Source organism: Salmonella sp. SJTUF15570 (assembly GCF_043357055.1).
Lineage (GTDB): Bacteria > Pseudomonadota > Gammaproteobacteria > Enterobacterales > Enterobacteriaceae > Salmonella > Salmonella enterica.
In genome coordinates this window covers 331,570-350,441 of sequence record NZ_JBEUKJ010000002.1, presented here as the reverse complement: position 1 = coordinate 350,441, position 18,872 = coordinate 331,570, and the positions used below count along the sequence as shown (strand labels likewise).

General features: G+C 48.4%; 20 protein-coding genes, 1 tRNA gene and 2 pseudogenes. 15 read left to right on the top strand and 8 right to left on the bottom strand.

Translation table 11 applies throughout. The features are described from left to right. The first annotated feature begins 287 nt into the window (after positions 1–287). The 6 genes and pseudogenes from ABVN44_RS05275 to ABVN44_RS05250 form a co-directional block, all read left to right on the top strand. Positions 288–650: a GtrA family protein gene (locus tag ABVN44_RS05275; protein ID WP_000915520.1), complete on the top strand. Its 363-nt coding sequence runs from the start codon at positions 288–290 to the stop codon at positions 648–650. Beyond that, positions 647–1,573, top strand: coding sequence for a glycosyltransferase family 2 protein (locus ABVN44_RS05270; RefSeq protein ID WP_000703645.1), 927 nt, complete (start codon positions 647–649; stop codon positions 1,571–1,573). Before ABVN44_RS05275 ends, ABVN44_RS05270 begins: the two co-directional genes overlap by 4 nt. Further along, positions 1,554–3,206, top strand: a complete 1,653-nt coding sequence (locus tag ABVN44_RS05265; RefSeq protein ID WP_010988978.1) for a DUF6056 family protein — start codon at positions 1,554–1,556, stop codon at positions 3,204–3,206. The genes ABVN44_RS05270 and ABVN44_RS05265 overlap by 20 nt, the downstream gene beginning before the upstream one ends. Positions 3,207–3,592: 386 nt before the next feature. Further along, positions 3,593–3,811: an IS3 family transposase gene (locus ABVN44_RS05260; protein ID WP_001541675.1), complete on the top strand. Its 219-nt coding sequence runs from the start codon at positions 3,593–3,595 to the stop codon at positions 3,809–3,811. Positions 3,812–3,845: 34 nt separating this feature from the next. After that, a pseudogene (locus ABVN44_RS05255) lies at positions 3,846–4,260 on the top strand (IS3 family transposase); the annotation flags it as partial. Continuing rightward, positions 4,229–4,354: pseudogene (locus ABVN44_RS05250) on the top strand (integrase); the annotation flags it as partial. The pseudogenes ABVN44_RS05255 and ABVN44_RS05250, both read left to right, overlap by 32 nt. A gap of 21 nt (positions 4,355–4,375) precedes the next feature. Here the strand turns inward: ABVN44_RS05250 and ABVN44_RS05245 are convergent. Then, positions 4,376–4,452 (bottom strand) — tRNA-Arg (locus ABVN44_RS05245). Positions 4,453–4,706: 254 nt separating this feature from the next. On the opposite strand from ABVN44_RS05245, the gene fimW reads away from it, so the two are divergent. The 4 genes from fimW (at position 4,707) to fimZ (ending at position 7,753) form a co-directional block, all read left to right on the top strand. Then, complete coding sequence (gene fimW, locus ABVN44_RS05240; protein WP_001523348.1) at positions 4,707–5,303, top strand: fimbria biosynthesis transcriptional regulator FimW; 597 nt, start codon at positions 4,707–4,709, stop codon at positions 5,301–5,303. A 161-nt stretch (positions 5,304–5,464) separates the two neighbouring features. Then, complete coding sequence (locus ABVN44_RS05235) at positions 5,465–5,776, top strand: hypothetical protein (RefSeq protein ID WP_000226492.1); 312 nt, start codon at positions 5,465–5,467, stop codon at positions 5,774–5,776. An 18-nt stretch (positions 5,777–5,794) separates the two neighbouring features. Then, complete coding sequence (gene fimY, locus ABVN44_RS05230) at positions 5,795–6,517, top strand: fimbria biosynthesis regulator FimY (protein WP_023231615.1); 723 nt, start codon at positions 5,795–5,797, stop codon at positions 6,515–6,517. Between the two features lie 603 nt (positions 6,518–7,120). Further along, a complete protein-coding gene (fimZ, locus tag ABVN44_RS05225) occupies positions 7,121–7,753 on the top strand; it encodes a fimbria biosynthesis transcriptional regulator FimZ (RefSeq protein ID WP_000801273.1) in 633 nt (210 codons plus the stop codon). A gap of 45 nt (positions 7,754–7,798) precedes the next feature. Here fimZ and sfmF read toward each other — a convergent pair whose 3' ends face one another. The 6 genes from sfmF to fimA form a co-directional block, all read right to left on the bottom strand. Beyond that, positions 7,799–8,317: a fimbria assembly protein gene (gene sfmF, locus ABVN44_RS05220; protein ID WP_000577507.1), complete on the bottom strand. Its 519-nt coding sequence runs from the start codon at positions 8,315–8,317 to the stop codon at positions 7,799–7,801. A 9-nt stretch (positions 8,318–8,326) separates the two neighbouring features. After that, positions 8,327–9,334 carry a type 1 fimbria D-mannose specific adhesin FimH gene (fimH, locus tag ABVN44_RS05215; RefSeq protein WP_023231614.1) on the bottom strand — a complete coding sequence of 336 codons (1,008 nt, stop codon included), beginning with the start codon at positions 9,332–9,334 and terminating at the stop codon, positions 8,327–8,329. 14 nt (positions 9,335–9,348) lie between these two features. Further along, complete coding sequence (locus tag ABVN44_RS05210) at positions 9,349–11,961, bottom strand: fimbrial biogenesis usher protein (protein WP_023231613.1); 2,613 nt, start codon at positions 11,959–11,961, stop codon at positions 9,349–9,351. A 30-nt stretch (positions 11,962–11,991) separates the two neighbouring features. Beyond that, entirely contained in the window at positions 11,992–12,684 is a 693-nt protein-coding gene (gene fimC, locus ABVN44_RS05205; protein WP_001519112.1) for a type 1 fimbria chaperone FimC, read from the bottom strand. A 43-nt stretch (positions 12,685–12,727) separates the two neighbouring features. Next, entirely contained in the window at positions 12,728–13,261 is a 534-nt protein-coding gene (gene fimI, locus ABVN44_RS05200) for a type 1 fimbrial protein subunit FimI (protein ID WP_000619614.1), read from the bottom strand. A gap of 74 nt (positions 13,262–13,335) precedes the next feature. Next, on the bottom strand, positions 13,336–13,893 hold the full coding sequence (gene fimA, locus ABVN44_RS05195) for a type 1 fimbrial protein subunit FimA (RefSeq protein ID WP_000681025.1): 558 nt from the start codon (positions 13,891–13,893) through the stop codon (positions 13,336–13,338). Positions 13,894–14,439: 546 nt separating this feature from the next. Here fimA and folD point away from each other — a divergent pair. The 5 genes from folD (at position 14,440) to ABVN44_RS05170 (ending at position 17,443) form a co-directional block, all read left to right on the top strand. Beyond that, positions 14,440–15,306 carry a bifunctional methylenetetrahydrofolate dehydrogenase/methenyltetrahydrofolate cyclohydrolase FolD gene (folD, locus tag ABVN44_RS05190; RefSeq protein ID WP_000729165.1) on the top strand — a complete coding sequence of 289 codons (867 nt, stop codon included), beginning with the start codon at positions 14,440–14,442 and terminating at the stop codon, positions 15,304–15,306. A 1-nt stretch (position 15,307) separates the two neighbouring features. Continuing rightward, positions 15,308–15,520, top strand: coding sequence for a ribosome-associated protein YbcJ (gene ybcJ, locus ABVN44_RS05185; protein WP_000190281.1), 213 nt, complete (start codon positions 15,308–15,310; stop codon positions 15,518–15,520). A 126-nt stretch (positions 15,521–15,646) separates the two neighbouring features. After that, positions 15,647–16,192: a metal-dependent hydrolase gene (locus ABVN44_RS05180; protein ID WP_001143571.1), complete on the top strand. Its 546-nt coding sequence runs from the start codon at positions 15,647–15,649 to the stop codon at positions 16,190–16,192. After that, positions 16,185–16,622 (top strand): STM0539 family protein, encoded by a 438-nt coding sequence (locus ABVN44_RS05175; protein ID WP_001038574.1) that lies wholly within the window; start codon positions 16,185–16,187, stop codon positions 16,620–16,622. The genes ABVN44_RS05180 and ABVN44_RS05175 overlap by 8 nt, the downstream gene beginning before the upstream one ends. After that, on the top strand, positions 16,619–17,443 hold the full coding sequence (locus ABVN44_RS05170; protein ID WP_000818111.1) for a DUF2145 domain-containing protein: 825 nt from the start codon (positions 16,619–16,621) through the stop codon (positions 17,441–17,443). Before ABVN44_RS05175 ends, ABVN44_RS05170 begins: the two co-directional genes overlap by 4 nt. 43 nt (positions 17,444–17,486) lie before the next feature. Here ABVN44_RS05170 and cysS read toward each other — a convergent pair whose 3' ends face one another. Then, positions 17,487–18,872: a cysteine--tRNA ligase gene (cysS, locus tag ABVN44_RS05165; protein WP_023231612.1), complete on the bottom strand. Its 1,386-nt coding sequence runs from the start codon at positions 18,870–18,872 to the stop codon at positions 17,487–17,489.

Genomic DNA, 18,872 nt, shown 5'->3' with positions numbered 1-18,872 from the left:
CCTGGAACTACCTGAGCTAACAACAAGTTATCCCATTACCACGGCGCTCACTCGCCCCATCTTCGAAAAACATGCAAAGCTTTGCAAGCCGATGCAAAGCTTTGTGTGTACCGTTTTTGTCCCAACCCACTCAGCAATCAGTAGCCTCAATTGATCGGTAACAACGATCAATTAATAACATAACAATAAGTTTAAACTATCAAATATCACATTATTGATCGTTTATATCGATCAAATCAATTTGTAGTGCTACACTCCAGACCTTTCCGAATCCGCTGATTTTCATAATGTTGAAGTTATTCGCTAAGTACACATCGATCGGTGTTCTTAACACGCTTATTCATTGGGGCGTATTTGCTTTTTGTGTGTATGGGATGCATACGCATCAGGCGCTGGCGAACTTTTCCGGTTTTGTTATCGCCGTATCGTTCAGCTTCTATGCCAATGCGCGCTTCACCTTTAACGCCAGCACCACCACGCTTCGCTACATGATGTACGTGGGATTTATGGGAACACTGAGCGCCGTTGTTGGCTGGATGGCTGACAAATGCTCCTTGCCACCACTCCTTACTCTTATCACCTTTTCAGCTATCAGCCTGATATGCGGATTCATTTATTCAAAGTTCATTGTCTTTAGGGATGCGAAATGAAAATCTCTCTTGTCGTTCCAGTTTTTAATGAAGAAGACACGATACCGATTTTCTATAAAACGGTACGTGAGTTTAATGAACTAAAAGAATATGAAGTGGAGATCGTTTTTATTAATGACGGAAGCAAAGATGCAACTGAATCAATAATTAACAAAATAGCTGCATCTGATCCGCTCGTTATTCCGCTTTCGTTTACGCGAAACTTCGGTAAAGAACCTGCTCTTTTCGCGGGGCTCGACCACGCAACCGGGGATGCGGTCATTCCTATTGATGTCGATTTACAGGATCCGATAGAAGTAATCCCCCATCTCATTGAGAAGTGGCAGGCTGGCGCAGATATGGTGCTGGCTAAGCGCTCAGACCGCTCAACTGACGGGCGCATGAAGCGTAAGACAGCTGAATGGTTTTATAAGCTGCACAATAAAATCAGCAATCCGAAAATTGAAGAGAACGTCGGTGATTTCCGGTTAATGAGCCGTGAAGTTGTCGAAAATATTAAACAGATGCCAGAACGTAATCTGTTTATGAAAGGCGTTCTGTCATGGGTGGGCGGCAAGACTGATGTAGTTGAATACGCCCGCGCTGAGCGTGTTGCCGGCGATTCAAAATTCAATGGCTGGAAATTATGGAATCTGGCGCTGGAAGGAATAACTTCTTTCTCAACATTTCCGCTCCGCATATGGACTTACATTGGATTGTTTATTGCAGGTATGTCATTCCTTTACGGTGCATGGATGATTATTGATAAATTAATATTTGGAAATAATGTTCCTGGCTACCCGTCTCTTCTTGTTTCTGTACTTTTTCTGGGTGGCGTTCAATTGATAGGAATAGGTATTCTTGGGGAATATATTGGCAGGATTTACATAGAAACAAAAAAAAGGCCTAAGTACATAATTAAGAATGAGAAGAAAAATGGTTAACAATAGATTAAAAATGGTAATCGCTATCCTTATAGTTTTCTCGTTGGTGTATTCAATAGGATTTATCACACCAATGAACTCTGATGACTATACTTATGCCCTAAGAGAGCTTTCGCTTTCTAGCGTAAAAATGCACTATTTGGGATGGAGCGGAAGGGTTGTGTCAGATACGATCAGCACATCTCTATTAAAGTTTTTCTCCCCGCATATTTACAATGCAATAAACTCAGCAGCGCTAACATTAATGGTGTTGTGCTGGACAATGATCCCAGCTACATTAACAAAGTCGTCACCGTCCCCATATGTGATGATTTTCTTATTTTTCTTATACTTCGTTGCAAATCCAGCCCTCGGTCAAACTAACTTCTGGCTTGTTGGGTCAGCAAATTACTTATGGACCAACATGTTCATTGCCATTTATATACTAATTTCTATATATTTAAGCAATGGTAAAAAATCCAATTTAATACTCTTTGTATATGCCATATCATCGATATTTGCAGGTTGCTCAAATGAAAATACATCTCTTGTAGTTGTATTAATTTCTGTAGCATATTTCTTTATAATGAATAGAAATAAATATTTACTGATTGGCGTATTCGGATCTGCAATAGGCGCGGGGGTTCTCCTGCTGGCTCCGGGAAACCTATCCCGTGCGTCTACAATACAAGACTGGTACAATCAACCACTTGCATGGAGGGTTCTTGAGCACTTTTCAGAAAGGCTGCCATCAGCAATGGGGGCATATTGGCAGGTCTATATTGCATTTATAATACTACTAATCTCTGTAGTGTTATCAAGGAATAGTAGCAGCAAACTTATGTTTGGAAGCTTTTTATTCATGCTGGGTGCAATTGCTGCAAATGTTGCGTTCCTTGCATCTCCTGCAATGCCCAGCAGGGCTCTCAATGGAGCACTCTGCTTTATGATTCTTTCGATTTCCTTTGTTGCTCATTCTGCATTTACGAAATTTAACAAGGCTTCCATTTATTTATCTGTTACTACATATGCAATGGCTTTTTTATATTTCATCCCATCATACATCCTCTATTACTCATCAATTAAATCAATAAGCAAACAAACGGAGATTAGGGAAGAAATAATAGACAGGGCGAAACATAACAAACAAGATCAAGCGATAATTCCTGATTATTACTTTCCACCGGTACTGCATGCAGGCCCAAGTCTTGATACGTTTAACAGTGAAGCAATGTCTAGATACTACGGGATTGATTTGAAAATAACTGCTCCAGGATTTTTCGACTATTCACGAGCCTTTAATTTCAAGCCTCTTAATATTAACGCAAAAATATGTAACAACGTTTATATAAAATCATTATGGATATATAAACAGCAAATGGGCATTAAAACCTTTGTAATATTTGAGTTTAATAAAAATCCTGCTGATTCTCTTGATGAGAATACAGCGATGTTCATTAGCTTTAAAACAAAGGATGGAAAAATTATAAATGCAGATGTCGACAAGAAGACATTCCAAATAGACGGAAGATGGCTTTCCGGGCGGGCGATTAACGGCATAGATTCAAATGAATTAGAATCAATTACATCTGGGACATGGGACGTTAGGACAGGGGCGAGGACAAATGAGAATATTACGGAAATAATTAAATAACATTCATGTATAATTAATGTTCCCCGCCACCAATGGGTAACGGGCGGCGGGGATTCCTACATATCGTATGTCACAAATGCCCCATCAGGTTTCTTAGCAAGAAGTCGCAATGCACCATCAGTCCCAAAAAAGAACCCAACGGAGCCATAGTGCATTAATCCAGACTCCGGCAACTGACCAATACACGCAAGGATACGCATGTGCCCAAAGCCCATCCGGTTCAACTCCACCACAGATGCAGGAACACCGTCTTTTAGTGCGGATAAACTGCCCCCTACTGGTTTCACTACCGGGTAAAGGAACCTGACAATCTGCGGTCAATGTGAATCGCCACAGGTTTAACAGACACCTCAGAGCCATTTAAGATGACTTAAAGAGAGGTGCCTATGAGCGGTAAACGTTATCCCGAAGAGTTTAAAATTGAAGCGGTAAGACAGGTCGTTGAGCGTGGCCATTCTGTTTCCAGCGCCGCAACACATCTCGATATTACTACCCACAGTCTTTACGCCAGGATAAAGAAGTACGGGTCGAACTCCTCCACCAATAAAGAAATAAAGAGCAGTCAGATGATCAGACCGGAATCCGCCGACTCCCGAAAGAGTTGAAGCGGGTTACTGACGAGCGGGACATATAAAAAAAAGCCGCAATAGATTCAATTGGTCACTGCAACCATGAATGACAAAAGATAGAGTCCTGAATGCGCTTCTGATGGCCGTGTGGCGACGTAATCACCCGCTATGAATGGCAGTCGCTCCTGAAACCGCACGGACTGGAGAGCAGAATGAGCCGTCGTGGCAACTGTCATGACAATGCGGTTGCAGAAAGCTTTTTCCAGCTACTGAAGCGTGAACGGATAAAGGAAATGATCTACGGAACGAGAGACGAAGCCAGAAGCGATATTTTTGATTACATAGAAATGTTTTATAACAGTAGACGCTGGCATGGTTCGAGCGAGCAGATGCCACCGGCTGAATATGAAAACCTATATCATCAACGACTCAGAAGTGTCCAGGTTATCCGTGGTGATTCACAGATATGCTCACCTTGCGCCTAATCATTTAACGGAACACGCGAGGGAAATAGACGACATTTTTGGTGATGATGTCCCAAATATGTCCCATATGGAAAATAAGGAGGAAATAAAGAAGCGTAACGCGTTGATTTATAAGTGGCGCGCCCTGCAGGATTCGAACCTGCGACCCACGGCTTAGAAGGCCGTTGCTCTATCCAACTGAGCTAAGGGCGCCTTGTGAAGTGAAGACTTCGTGTAGACGAAACGCGAGAATTATACGGTCAGGCACTCCTGAGTCAATGGCTTTTGTTCTGGTTGCTGACTAAGTGTACGAATATCGTCTTTTCTGGCGCAATGCCAGGTTCCAGGAAATCGCCTGGACACATCTCAGCACGCATAAAGTGGGAATTAAGGCCGCCAGTATTTAGAAAATCAATCAGTTTCTTTAATATTTCACCATGATTCACCTGCCGTGTAGGATATTTTTTATGCTGCGTATCGCTATTAAGGAACAAAACAGTCACTTTGAGCATGGGTTGAAAATCATCATGACGCGTCTGGCGAATCAATGGCAGCAGAAAATTGACTTTCTGCCGCCAGAAGAGATAGATAATGCCGATATCGCTTTCCTGGCCCTGGATGATGATTGGTTCAGCGCTGGCTGTTATCAGATACCTATGCATACCCAACATCAGCTACGGGTGATTATTTGTAATAAATGCGATAAAGAAAAGCTCATGTTCAGACCATGTCTGTATATGCTGCCGCATATTTATCGGGAAGATGATGTTGAAGAAATTACCCGGAAAATGATATTGATCTTACATAAACGAGCGCTTCGACATAGCGTCCCTTCTGGCATTTGTCACTACTGCACGACTCGTCATTTTTCAGTAACAGAACGTCACCTGTTAAAACTGATCGCCAGCGGTTATCATTTAAGCGAAACGGCCGCTTTACTTTCACTTTCTGAAGAGCAGACAAAGTCACTCCGCCGGAGCATTATGCGAAAATTACATGTTAAAACGGAGCAGCAGTTTTTAAAATATATTAGAGTTAACCTTCATTTCTTACTCAGTAAGTAAACTCACTTAACTTTTTACAAGGCTTACGAAATATCTCACCAATAATTAAGTAACGATACCTACAGGCATTTTTTTAACGCTGCCACAATGATGCCCATAATATCCTGATAGATTCAGGGGTCGAAAATATATGGCTGCATCATAAATGCCTGGAGGAGTGTTTGGTGGCACAGGGTACTTTATTAAAGGAAAGGATAAATCCCCCACACCTGGCGTCTTCGCCCACACGTCATTCATATCTCAACAGCGAATTGTTAAAATCTGAGCCAATCGTTAATCTCTCAACTGCGCAATTAATCGGCTATGAGGTCCTGACGCAACTTCCGTCAGAACATGATAGCGAAGTTTTTTTTCAGCAGTTAATGCTGATGGAAGGCATTGAAACATCAGAGCAACGAAGCATTGCTTTTTACGCTGGTGCAACGATGGAACAAGGTTATTTATGGCCAGCCATATTACCAGATATATATTAGAGCAATGGAAAAAGCAGGATGCGCAGCGTACCACGCAGGGAAAGACACCGCCGTTTAAGAAATGCTAAAGACTGCGCCTGCCGTTATCACTCTCCAACGCCGCAGATATTTGATCACCTTGAGTTACTGAACCAACAGCTCAATTATGCCTTGCCGGTTGGTATCATTTCTCAGGCAATAATTACAACTGACAACTACCTCGGCTATTCGCTGAGTCACTACTTATTTTCCGGAAAACGTACCGCAGCATTCCGCTCATTAGATGACATTTCTTTGTGGATTGAAAAGGGGTCGCTCAGACAACTGATTGTAGATATGGAGGCGCTACCTGTCTCCTGTATTGAGGCGCTTAACCAGCTACGCGCGCTCAGTTGGCAACAAAGCGATATCCAGATTTACCTGCTGGTATCAGATAAAACCCCCGCTATAGCTCAGTTTATTCGTATGGCTGGGCGTTTTTTTGTCCTGTCGCGACGACAAAATCTGGCCTCTGTACGCGAAGCCTTGTTATCAGCCGCCGAACCTCGCTTATCGGAAAGCTTTAGCCGTACTGACTGGTTGATGATTGAAACTTTAGCGCAAGGTGCCTCTTTAAAAGAAATAGCACGTCAGCAAAGCGTACCTTATCATCGTGTAGTTTACCGGCTTAAACAACTTATCACCCTCCTTAACCTTCCCCACAGGCAAAGCTTTCTTCGGCTGCTCCAGCAGCTAAACGTTACTTTCCACGATATTTTTTAACGGGGTAACGTTTTGGTGAATAAGATTTTTTAAGAAATTACTTATTTTCACTTCCATTAAATGTAAATATTTCACATAAAATTAATATTTACAACTCGTCCTGGTAAGCGATAAAAAATTTTTTCTTACATCGTCCCCTGTTCCTCCTCGTTTTTCGAGGTCTCCAGCGTCAACATCTTTCTGTTATTACATAACAAATACTAAACAATTAGTCTTTCATATTATTTTTATACTTAAAAACAACAGTTTAAACTACTCAATGTCAACTCTAAAGAAAATAGCTCCACCACGAACAAATTTTCTATAACGTCACAGAATATCCTACCCGCTATCCATAATTCGCATTTCGCAAGACTTTTCCGAGAAATCAGACCAGGTATAATCCATATTGTTTTTACTTAATCAGAAATTTCTTTTTTGTTGGTGCGAAATGGATATTCCACATATTTATTACTCTTACGCAAAATAGCCAATCAACAGGGAGGTCTCATTCTTTATTATTGCTCCACTGTGTGGTGTGTAGATCTGGCTATTTCACAATCTTTAAGGTGTCTGACGCTTATTCTAAAACGAAGGACGCATAACAGTCTGAGGCATACAACAATGAAACCTGCATCTGTTATCATTATGGACGAACACCCTATTGTAAGAATGTCGATCGAAGTTTTACTCGGTAAAAATAGCAATATTCAGGTTGTCCTGAAAACGGATGATAGCCGAACAGCGATAGAGTATCTGCGCACTTATCCTGTTGACCTTGTCATTCTGGATATTGAATTACCGGGCACCGACGGCTTTACCTTACTTAAACGAATCAAATCTATCCAGGAACATACCCGGATACTTTTTTTATCGTCGAAATCAGAGGCTTTTTATGCCGGAAGAGCAATAAGAGCGGGCGCAAACGGATTTGTAAGTAAACGCAAAGACCTCAATGATATTTATAATGCGGTAAAAATGATTTTATCCGGCTATTCTTTTTTTCCATCTGAGACGCTTAACTTTATCAGTAATACCCGTACCCCCAAAGGCGGGCACCATGATATGCCACTTTCTAACCGCGAAGTTACCGTGCTGCGCTATCTGGCCAATGGAATGTCTAACAAAGAAATTGCCGAGCAACTTTTATTGAGTAACAAGACTATCAGCGCGCATAAGGCCAATATATTTTCTAAACTTGGCCTTCACTCTATCGTTGAGCTTATCGATTACGCCAAATCACACGAATTATTGTAAATGTACTCCCGGCGAATTATCGTTCGGGAGCCACAATAACGGACACTAATTGTAATTGATCAGGAAGGTCGCATCCGCGTTAGCAAGTCCGGGCTGCACGCCATCGGCTAAGGCGATATAGTTCGCATAGAATTTCAGGGTAGCATTGCCGTTGTTGTCAATATCGACGGCCTTGCTGGCCTGTTCAAGTGGCAATCGACGTTGATCGCCATCGCGAATTTCAATCGCCAGTTTTTGCGCCATTGCCGTATCAGCAAGCGCCAGTAATGCCGTGCCGGGCGCTGGCGTCCCGGAAAACGTTATAGACGCCGACCCCGGCGGGCAGCCTTCAAGTTTTAGGCTAAAGGCTACCGGTTGCGTAGCGTCACCGGCGGCGTGAAGCTGTTTTGTCGGCCAGGTGCCGAGGTTAACCGACTTGTTACTGTCGCCCGCCACCACGGCGCAGGTAAAATCCACCACGTTACCGCGCAGTTCAATATTCACTTCGCCCAGAGATGAGTTGGCCTGACTCAGCGGGCTGAACAAAACACAACCGATAGCGATGAAAACGCGCCGAAAGATCATTATGCCTCCTTAATCATAATCGACTCGTAGATAGCCGCGCGCAGTAAACGGCCCTTCCGCCGGTTTAATCCCCGTCACGCTGATCGGCCAGGCGCGAATACCTACGCGAGCGGCGGCGTTATCATCAAGATGAAACGGAATTTTACTCGACAAATTATTGGGTGTGAGCGGCGTACCGTTGCTATTAGCAACTACAAAGCCTAAATCCGGATTATCGGACACCATCGCCTGCCCTGAGGCCTTTTCGGCTTCAAGCCGCATCGATAAATAGGCCTGCGCCGCGACGTTGGTACATTTGATAGCAATGGTTTTCGTTTGCGGCGTGACGCCTTGTGGACGATTACCCGCCCCCGCCTGACTAAATAACGACGCGCCGATATCGCCGAAATCAAACTCCACGACCTGTCCGGCATTCACTTCACAGTTTTGCGGCACTTCCACTTTGCCGCTGTAGCTAATGGTATATACCGGCGTGCTCAACGCGTCGCCGGTAGAGGTCGTCACATAGACGGTAAACATTGTCTGGCGAGGGATCGTCACCATATTAATAAAAGGCCGTATCACTTTTAATTTAAAAACCAGCTTTGAGTCCTGCACGCCAAACGGCTTTTGCTGCGACACGTTATAGTCGACGCCCATGAGAATATAGTTACGGGGCGGATAAAATACGCCAGCGACACTATCGGTGATGCTCATCGCGCCCAGAAGGTAGTCATTCAGCTTGAGGTATTTAAAATTTCCTTCGATGCTTTGTACCGGTAATTCTGATACATAGCTTCGGTAGGTATAATTCACCGTTGTCCCCGCCGGGCACGTCGCGTTTACGCCGACCCAACCTGATTTTTCCGGCAGCGTCACCACCTGTCCCGGCTGATTATTGCCGCTGGTGAAAACATCTGACAGGTCGTAAAAGATATCGGTCGCCGTCCCGTTTGAATTACGGCAAACCGTCGCCAGCGCGGGATGGGTGAAAAAGAGCGCGGTCCCCGCCAGCAATAGCGCTGAGTATATTTTCATCTCTATTTTTCCTTTTATGACGACGGACGGATACAGGTCGCGCTGGCTATCGTAATCGCCTGCTTCAGGCTATCCTCCGCCAGGGCGTAAGGGGCGATACAACGCGCGTTTTTCCCCTCTCCCCACTGGATGAACAGTTCACCTTTTAGCGGCAAGCCGCTCAGATAAATTTGCCCGTCATCGCCGACCATACTGGTAATGCCGCTGGCGGTTTCTCGTACTATCGCGCCAAACGGTAACGGACGTCCGCCAAGCCTCGCGGTAATGATTGCCCTTACGCCTATCCGCGTATCAAAAGCAGCCCGCACCAGCGCGCCCTCTGTCGGCACTACGCTGCTGACGTTATTTTCGACATCGGTATGGTTGTCCATCGTGTTGGTATCTAACGCGACGCGGTTATAGCGATATACCGTGGCGTAGGGCATTACCGCATAACCCCGCCAGTCCGTTTTCACGCCGGTCTGGTTTTCGATGCGCACGCCTTTCGCTCCCGGCGCTTTAATCAAGACATTGGTATCGCCCAACGGTTGGCTAAACGTAATACCATCCGCATGACCGACCACGCCGCCGGAAAGTTGCCAGTTATAGTCATGCTGATCGCGATCGTAGTTATATCCCACGCCCAGCGTGCCATACGTCGCCTGCCAGCTAGCGCTGGCGCTGCCGCTATAACCATTGCTACTGCTACGCCCTTGCGTCACGCTGTAGCTCAGATTACGTCCTTCCAGAAGCGTGCCGCCCACGCCGGTCTGCCAGCTATTGTCGCCGTCGCGGTTGCGGTTGGCGTTAAACGTGGCATAAGTACGATCAAGAAGAGTGTCGCGCGCATAACGCCGTCCGGTCAGAACGCTAAACGGAACGGACATATTGAATGCCAGAATGCGGTCGGCGCCTGAGATCCCCACCGACTCGTTCCACGACCATGACAGCGAATAACTTATGCCTTGCCATCCACTGGCGTATCCCAGTTGATACCAGGTATTGGTATCCGGCGTATTCCAGTAATTTTGTTGACTGCCGGAAAGATACAGTGACCCGTAATCCCCCAGGTTTTGCGAAATATTGACCTGAAAGCGGCCTTTTTTGCTGTAGCGGAGATTGTGGTAGCTCTGCGCCACCGGCACTTTATGGCGGCGTCCGTCGCTATCGTATTCGTAGTCGTACCCTTCCATACTGCGGTATGCCACATCATCCAGGGTATAAAATCCGCGCGTGGAATAGCGGTAACCCAGCAATTGAAAATTAGTCCCGTAATTATTCAGCGATTTGGCGTACAGAAAACGCAACGATTGCCCCTGATGGGTGCTGTCATCTGCCAGTTGGCTACGCGCATGTGTGACATCGACCGACACGGCCCCCCAGTCACCCAAATTTTGCCCCGCCCCGACCACCACAGCACGGTAACGATCGGCAAGTTGCATACCGCCGTAAGCCGTCAGCCCCGCAGGCAGGCCGGCAATCACCGTTCCCTGGAAAAAGAATGGCGAAGACTGCTGACTATTGCCGCTGCGAAAATCCCCGGCCACCAGGTCATACTTCACCCTGCCCTCACGCTGCAATAGCGGAACGGTAGAGTAAGGCACCGTGTAACGTTGTTGGCTACCGTCTTTTTCATCTACCGTCACCTCAAGGTCGCCGCTGGAAGAGGTAGGATTAAGATCGGTAATCGCAAACGCGCCCGGCGACACATAGCTTTGGTAGATAACATACCCGTTCTGTCGTATCGTCAGCTTTGCCGCCGTCCGGGCGATCCCTCTGACCGTGGGGGCGTAGCCCTGCAGGCTATCGGGATACATATTGTCAGAAGAGTACAGCCGCGCTCCGCGAAAGCCGACGCTGTCGAAAACATCGTTCCCGGTATTGCTGTCCCCCATGACCAGTTCGCTTTTTAGCGGAATGATGGCGCGCTGTACCCAGGTGCCAATGTTGTTCCAGCGTTGCGAATGATAGCCGTCCCCTTTCGAATAGTTCCAGGCTCCGTTATTACGCAGCCGCCAGGGGCCATAGTTCAACCCGCTCAGCAGACTCAAAAAATAGCTATCGCTGTCTGTTCCGCGGCTACCGGTAAAACTGTAATTAATGAGTGCGGCAGGTATCCCTTCATCCCACTCTTCCGGCGGGATATAGCCACGCGCGCTGTTGAGCAATGACGCCTGCGGCAAGCTAATGTTTAAGCGCATCGACGCGAAATCAAACGCGACCTCCGCGCCCGGGATTTTCTCAGGAAGGTGAATACACGTGGTATCGACGCCTTTATCTGAGACAGGGAACGCCGCGGTATTCACGCCCAGCCGTTTAATCCACTCCGGTGTAAAACAAGGCATCAGGCCGCCGGATTTATCGCCGGTGCCCACGGCGCCCGCCTCAAAACGGATATCCTGCGTCGCTACGAATTCGTCGTTACGCCAGATATCCACCCGGTAAATACCGGGAGGCTGATGATGACCTTTTTCAAAGCGAGATAAATCCGCCACGGACGCGGTATCCGCCGACAAAAACGCAGGGTTGAAATAACTTTCGCCGCGGCTCGTCAGCGGACACAGCGCCGCCAGCACCGACAGCGCCACGCCGCTTAACGGTGATACATAGCCGGGAAATCGCCCTGCAAACCAGGTTGTCTTCTTCATCGTGTTCTCGTGTGGCTTCACGCTCTCTGCTTAACCGAGACTGGCCGTTGTCGCCGACGTCAATGCGCCGTAATCATTGACGGTCTGAAATGTCACGCTGCCCTGCGCGCCAGTCGGTAAGGGAATTTGCATGTCGCTTTTTGGCGCGATCATCACGTTATCAATCTTTTTCGCGCCCACGCTGATATTGACCAGCGTGAGGTAATAAGCAGATGGGTTGGTTATCTTGAGATGGTTGCCGACACGGGAAAATTTCAGCAAGGTCGGCGCGTCTTCCGGCGTCTGTGGCAAATTCGCCGGACGCACGAACAGTTTGATGCGCGACAGAATCGCCAGTTGCAGAACGTTTTTTCCTTCAATATGACTTTTATCGACCGACGGGATGGCTTTCACGTTCATCCAGAATAACGACTCCCGATCCCCGGGTAGCGGTTGCCCGGCGTAGATAATACGCAGCGTGTTTTCGCTTTTGGGTTCGCTGACGAATAAAGGCGGCGTAACGATAAACGTTTTTTCTTTCTGCCCGGCGCTATTTTCGATCCATGAATTGACGAGGTAACGTTCTTGAGTATCGCTATTACTGATTGCCAGAGAAGTCTGTTTCGCCGCCGAGGGATAAATAACGCGCGTGGCGCCTAATGCAATCCCCCCCGCCGCCTGTACGTTCAGCGAAGTAAATAACGTGAGAAGAACAATAAAGCCTAATTTTATACTATTCAGCATGGTAAAAAATACCTTTTGCATTGAGTCACGTCGGCAAGAAAATTCATGGGTAAACCAGCGTAAACCACACTTCTGAATGAATTCGTCCCGGCGTCATATTTTCTGAAATTGCCCGATAGCGGGCAGTAAAATGCAAAGTCATTTCTGACGTTAAAATGGGCGTGTAATGAAGCGGTAACGTGTTAGGTATGATTTGCCGCTGCTGGTCATCAAATAATGCCAGGCCGATTCCGGCATTACCGATACCCTCGCCGCTGGCCAGAAAAACATGGGGATCTTCCGCAGGCGTAACGCCGGCAAACGCAATGCCGACATGACGCCAGACCTCCGCGCTACAGGAGATTAACCGTAACGAAAATGGAACGCTGACGGGAGCGAAGCTGCCAGGACCGGTAAACGCATTCGTGCGGTACTGTCCCATCAGTACGCGCAAATCCTGGCTTTCTGTGGCGACAGCGCAGCCGCCATTGACCAGTTGTCCGCGCAGGTGAATACGCCCGCTCTCCACCATTACCGGCTGCGCAATAACGGGCGACATCAAAACAAGCCCCACTAGCGCCGCGCCTTTCCTTATCATCTGCTATGTTCTCTTTTATCCCCGATAGCCTCTTCCGTTGAGGCGCCTCCCTTCCCTGGCGTTCCCAGACGGGATTATTCGTATTTCATGATAAAGGTGGCGTCGGCATTAGCCTGGCCTGGCGTCGTGGCGGCGGCGGTTGCCTTATAGCGTGCGGTAAAACGCAGCGTATTGGTGCCTTCAACCAGCGCCTGCTTCGCCGAGAAGGTCGCGCCGTCCGGCTTCAACGGTGAAGAGGTATTATCAAGAATCTCAATCCCGACGCCGGTTGCGGTAGTGCTATTGTCCGCAGAGGAGACAGCCAGCAAATTAGGGTTGGTGTTATCTGCCTGACCAGAGAAAGCCACGGCAGCGGTGGCCGCCACTTTCGGATCGCAGTCATTCAGGACGATGGAGAAAGGCACCTGCGCGGTCGTATCATCAATCGCCGTAAAGCTGGCGGTACGGTATTGACCCAGCGTCACCGTTTGATCGGCGGATTTAGTGCTGACGGCACAGGCTGCATTAACCAGTTTACCTTCGAAATGAATAGTACCGCCACTCACGCTCACCGGAGTAGGATCAGCCGCAACCGCTGCGCCAGCGACAAACATCAGACTCGCAATAGTAGAGGTCATTAATTTATGTTTCATGGATTTCCCTTGAATTACACACACCCGGTTTCGGCATCCTGTCGGCTCCGTTTGAATTATTATCGACATAGCATGTCAGAAAATTTATCTCTGCATCCTGTAAAGATAGATATCGCAGATTAATTAGTTTTCTGTTTCTCCCCTGAGTATCAGACGCAGTAATTAATCTTTGCGAACATGACATTTCGTCACGGTAATAAATTAAACATTTCGCTAAATAAAAAATAGCCGCAAACTCTTTTAATGACCTAAGCTAATTCTTATTGGGATATAAGAAGGGTCTAATCTTATTTTGTATAAAATGTCGCATTATGCCGCCCGATGCTATTAACGACGAGGGATTACGGTAACCATAGCCAGGGTGATGAATTGTTTCTTTTTGGTTAATCATGGCGCGCTTACGGGTCACGTCTCAGCATCGGCAACGAACGGGGGAGACGTCGCGTTTGCATCGGAAACACAAACGTTAACTGACAGCGAGGCCCGCTTCTGACAAAATAGCGTTATCCCCTTTGACTTGAAGTAACAGATGGAATCTTCTCTCTGATGGCAGCAAAGATTATTGACGGTAAAACGATTGCGCAGCAGGTGCGATCTGAGGTTGCTCAAAAAGTTCAGGCACGCGTCGCAGCAGGACTTCGCGCTCCCGGCCTGGCTGTGGTGTTGGTCGGCAGCAATCCGGCCTCACAGATTTATGTCGCAAGCAAACGTAAAGCGTGCGACGAAGTGGGATTCGTCTCCCGCTCCTATGACTTGCCAGAAACCACCAGCGAAGCCGAACTGCTGGCGCTTATCGATACTCTGAATGCAGATAACACGATCGACGGTATTCTGGTGCAGTTGCCTTTACCGGCAGGTATCGACAACGTTAAAGTGCTGGAGCGTATCGCGCCAGATAAAGACGTAGACGGTTTCCATCCTTATAATGTCGGTCGTCTGTGTCAGCGTGCGCCACGCCTGCGTCCCTGTACGCCCCGCGGTATTGTGACCCTGCTTGAGCGTTACAATATTGATACCTACGGCCTGAATGCGGTGGTCATTGGCGCGTCCAATATCGTTGGACGCCCGATGAGCATGGAGCTGCTGCTGGCTGGCTGTACGACTACCGTTACGCACCGCTTTACCAAAGATCTGCGTCACCATGTCGAGCATGCTGATTTGCTCATTGTCGCCGTAGGTAAACCGGGCTTTATTCCCGGCGAATGGATTAAAGAAGGCGCAATTGTGATTGATGTCGGTATTAACCGTCTGGAAAATGGCAAGGTCGTTGGCGACGTCGTGTTTGACGAAGCCGCGGCGCGCGCGTCATACATCACGCCAGTACCGGGCGGCGTCGGCCCGATGACGGTCGCCACGCTTATCGAAAACACGCTGCAGGCGTGCATTGAATATCACGATCCACAAGGAAAATAACATGGCGACATTCTCTTTAGGCAAGCACCCGCACGTCGAGCTGTGCGATCTGCTCAAGCTGGAAGGCTGGAGCGAAAGCGGCGCGCAGGCGAAAATCGCCATTGCCGACGGGTTGGTGAAGGTTGATGGCGTGGTTGAAACGCGTAAACGCTGCAAAATTGTCGCCGGGCAAACCGTTAGCTTTGAAGGCCAAAGTGTGAACGTCGTGGCCTGATACAAGTGCCGGATAGCGATGCAAAGCGTCTTATCCGGCCTGATTACGCTGTCTTTTCAGATAATCATCCACTTAATCCTCTGCGTTCCAACTGCTAGCATGGCTATTTCCCTGTGAACCATCGCTATGCCTACCGTTATCACCCACGCCGCCGTTCCTCTGTGTCTTGGCGCAGGCTTAGGCCTGAAAGTTATCCCTCCTCGCCTGCTGTTTGCCGGTGTTGTGCTGGCGATGCTCCCCGATGCCGACGTGCTGGCCTTTAAATTTGGCGTCGCCTACGGCAACGTGTTCGGCCATCGCGGATTTACCCACTCTTTACTTTTCGCATTCGTCCTCCCCCTGTTGTGCGTACTCGCGGGACGACGATGGTTTCGAGCGGGGCAGGTGCGCTGCTGGCTGTTTTTAACCGTTTCATTGTTGTCGCACAGCCTGCTGGATTCGATAACCACGGGGGGTAAAGGCGTCGGATGGCTGTGGCCGTGGTCAGATGAACGTTTTTTTGCGCCCTGGCAGGTGATTAAAGTCGCGCCGTTCGCGCTTTCAAGCTACATCACGCCGTATGGACATCAGGTCATTCTCTCAGAATTGCTGTGGGTGTGGTTGCCGGGAAGTATTTTAGTGTTATTTCTATGGGTACTTAAAACGCATATTAAAAGGAATCAATATGAATAAAATGACATTCGCCGCCGCGGTCATCTGTTTCTCATTTTCCCACGCCAGCTATAGCGAAGAAATGTCTGCCACTGGCTGGTATGCGGCATCGTCTGCGGTTGTCAGCGTGGGCAGTTCCGCACTGGTTAGCGGAATTATACTCTCCCCCGTACTGCTGCCGCTCAACCTGAGCATTGGATCTGTTGTCGAAAATAAAAAGCAAAAAACCGCGCTGTTAACCACTAAGTCCCCCGATAACAAAGACATTAAAATGCAAGTTCCGCTAAATGTCGTCAAAGAAGGCAACCTCAAAGCAGGTGATAAAGTCACTCTGGAAAAAACGCAGGAAGGCACCGGCGCTTATTTGAAAAAAGAGGGCAAAGTCCTTGCCCATATGGTAAATCAGGACGACGCAGGACTTTCCAGCAACCAGACGGTACCGGCCAAATGAAGCGGTTCGCGTTTGCCCTGTGGCTCAGCGCAATCTCGCTCAACGCTTATGCAGACAGTGCTAACTGTCACCAAAAAGCAAACACGCCGGAGAGCATCGCAGCGACAATGGATCAGGCGCTACAGCTCAAACAGCAGCTTAACAGTCAACCCGATCCGGTCGTCATTCTGGTTCGCCAGGGGCAAGATATGTCGAGCCGACATTTAACCTGGTCACATGCTGGCTATGCCATGCGCCAGCCAAACGGAGACTGGCGGGTTTATCATAATCTGAATACTTGCGGAACTGCTGAATCAGCGCTCTATATACAAGGTCTGTATGAGTTTCTGGCTGATGACCTGGTGAATCAGAGCATTGCCGTTTTGCGCCCGCGTTCAGATATCGCGACGGCATTACAAACGCTCTTACATAGCGCTATCAAACTCAATCTCTTCCACAGTCCCCGTTATAACCTGATTGCGTGGCCTTTTTCCGGCCCTTATCAGAATTCGAATGGCTGGCTTCTCGAAGTGTTTGCGCGAGCAAACGATGCGCAGATTTGGTCACGTAATGATGCCCGCCGCTGGTTGCAGCTTCAGGGTTATCAACCCTCTATCGTTAGTGCTGGCACTTTTGAACGATTAGGCGCAAAACTGTTCACCCCTAACGTTTTCACCGACGATCAGCCAGCAGAATTGCTGCGAAAAGGAAATGTGGGGCTAAACAGCGGCGACAGCGTCATCCGCTTTATTGCCCATTACAGCCGGGCAATACCCGGGTGTGAACATCAGAATCTGGGGGAGTCGGTGTGTGTTTATCTTTCGCCCGGTGCGAAAAAATAAAAAACAGGCCGTTCTATGCAAATAGAGCGGCCTGTAAAAGCGCTTACTTACGCCGCCAGGTGGTGCCCTGCGGGCCATCTTCCAGAATAATACCCATTTCAGCGAGACGATCGCGCGCCGCGTCCGCCGCCGCCCAGTCTTTCGCTTTACGGGCATCCAGACGCTGTTGAATCAAGGCTTCAATTTCCGCAACTTCACCGTCATCCGCCTGCGCGCCGCTTTGCAGGAAAACATCCGGCTCCTGCTCCAGCAGTCCCAGCACGCCGGAAATCTTCCGCAGATGAGACGCCATCGCATATGCGGCGGTCATATCTTCGCCCTTCAGACGGTTGACTTCACGCGCCATGTCAAACAGGACGGAGTAGGCTTCCGGCGTATTGAAATCGTCATTCATCGCCTCCACGAAACGCGCTTCAAACGCTTCGCCGCCCGCCGGGGCCGCTGATTTATCCGTTCCACGCAATGCAGTGTATAACCGCTCCAGCGAGGCACGCGCCTGCTTGAGGTTCTCTTCGCTGTAGTTCAGTTGGCTACGGTAATGCCCGGACATCAGGAAGTAGCGCACGGTTTCCGCATCGTAGTATTTCAGCACGTCGCGCACGGTAAAGAAGTTGCCCAGCGATTTGGACATCTTCTCGCGATCCACCATCACCATACCGGAGTGCATCCAGTAGTTGACGTATTCGCCGTCATACGCGCAGGTAGACTGGGCAATCTCGTTTTCATGGTGCGGGAACATCAGATCGGAACCGCCGCCGTGAATATCAAAATGGTTGCCCAACTGCTTGCAGTTCATCGCCGAACATTCAATGTGCCAGCCCGGACGCCCTTCGCCCCACGGCGACGGCCAGCTCGGCTCGCCCTCTTTCGACATTTTCCACAGCACGAAGTCCATCGGGTTACGCTTCACGTCAACGACATCTACGCGCGCGCCCGCCTGAAGCTGCTCAAGATCCTGACGGGAAAGCTGCCCATAAGTCGGATCGGTCGGTACATCGAACATCACATCGCCGTTATCCGCCACATAGGCGTGCCCTTTCTCGATTAAGGTGCGGGTGAGCTCGATAATTTCCTGAATATGGTGCGTCGCACGCGGCTCGCTGTCCGGACGCAGAATATTCAGCGCGTCGAAGTCCTGATGCATTTCCGCAATCATTCTGTCGACCAGCGCGACAAAACTTTCGCCGTTTTCATTGGCGCGTTTAATAATTTTATCGTCGATATCGGTAATGTTACGCACATACTTCAGCTTATAACCGAGAAAACGCAAATAGCGCGCGACAACGTCAAAAGCGACAAACGTGCGTCCGTGACCAATGTGGCAGAGATCGTAAACGGTGATACCACACACGTACATGCCGACTTCCCCGGCATGAATGGGTTTGAATTCCTCTTTTTGGCGCGTCAGTGTATTAAAAATTTTTAACAT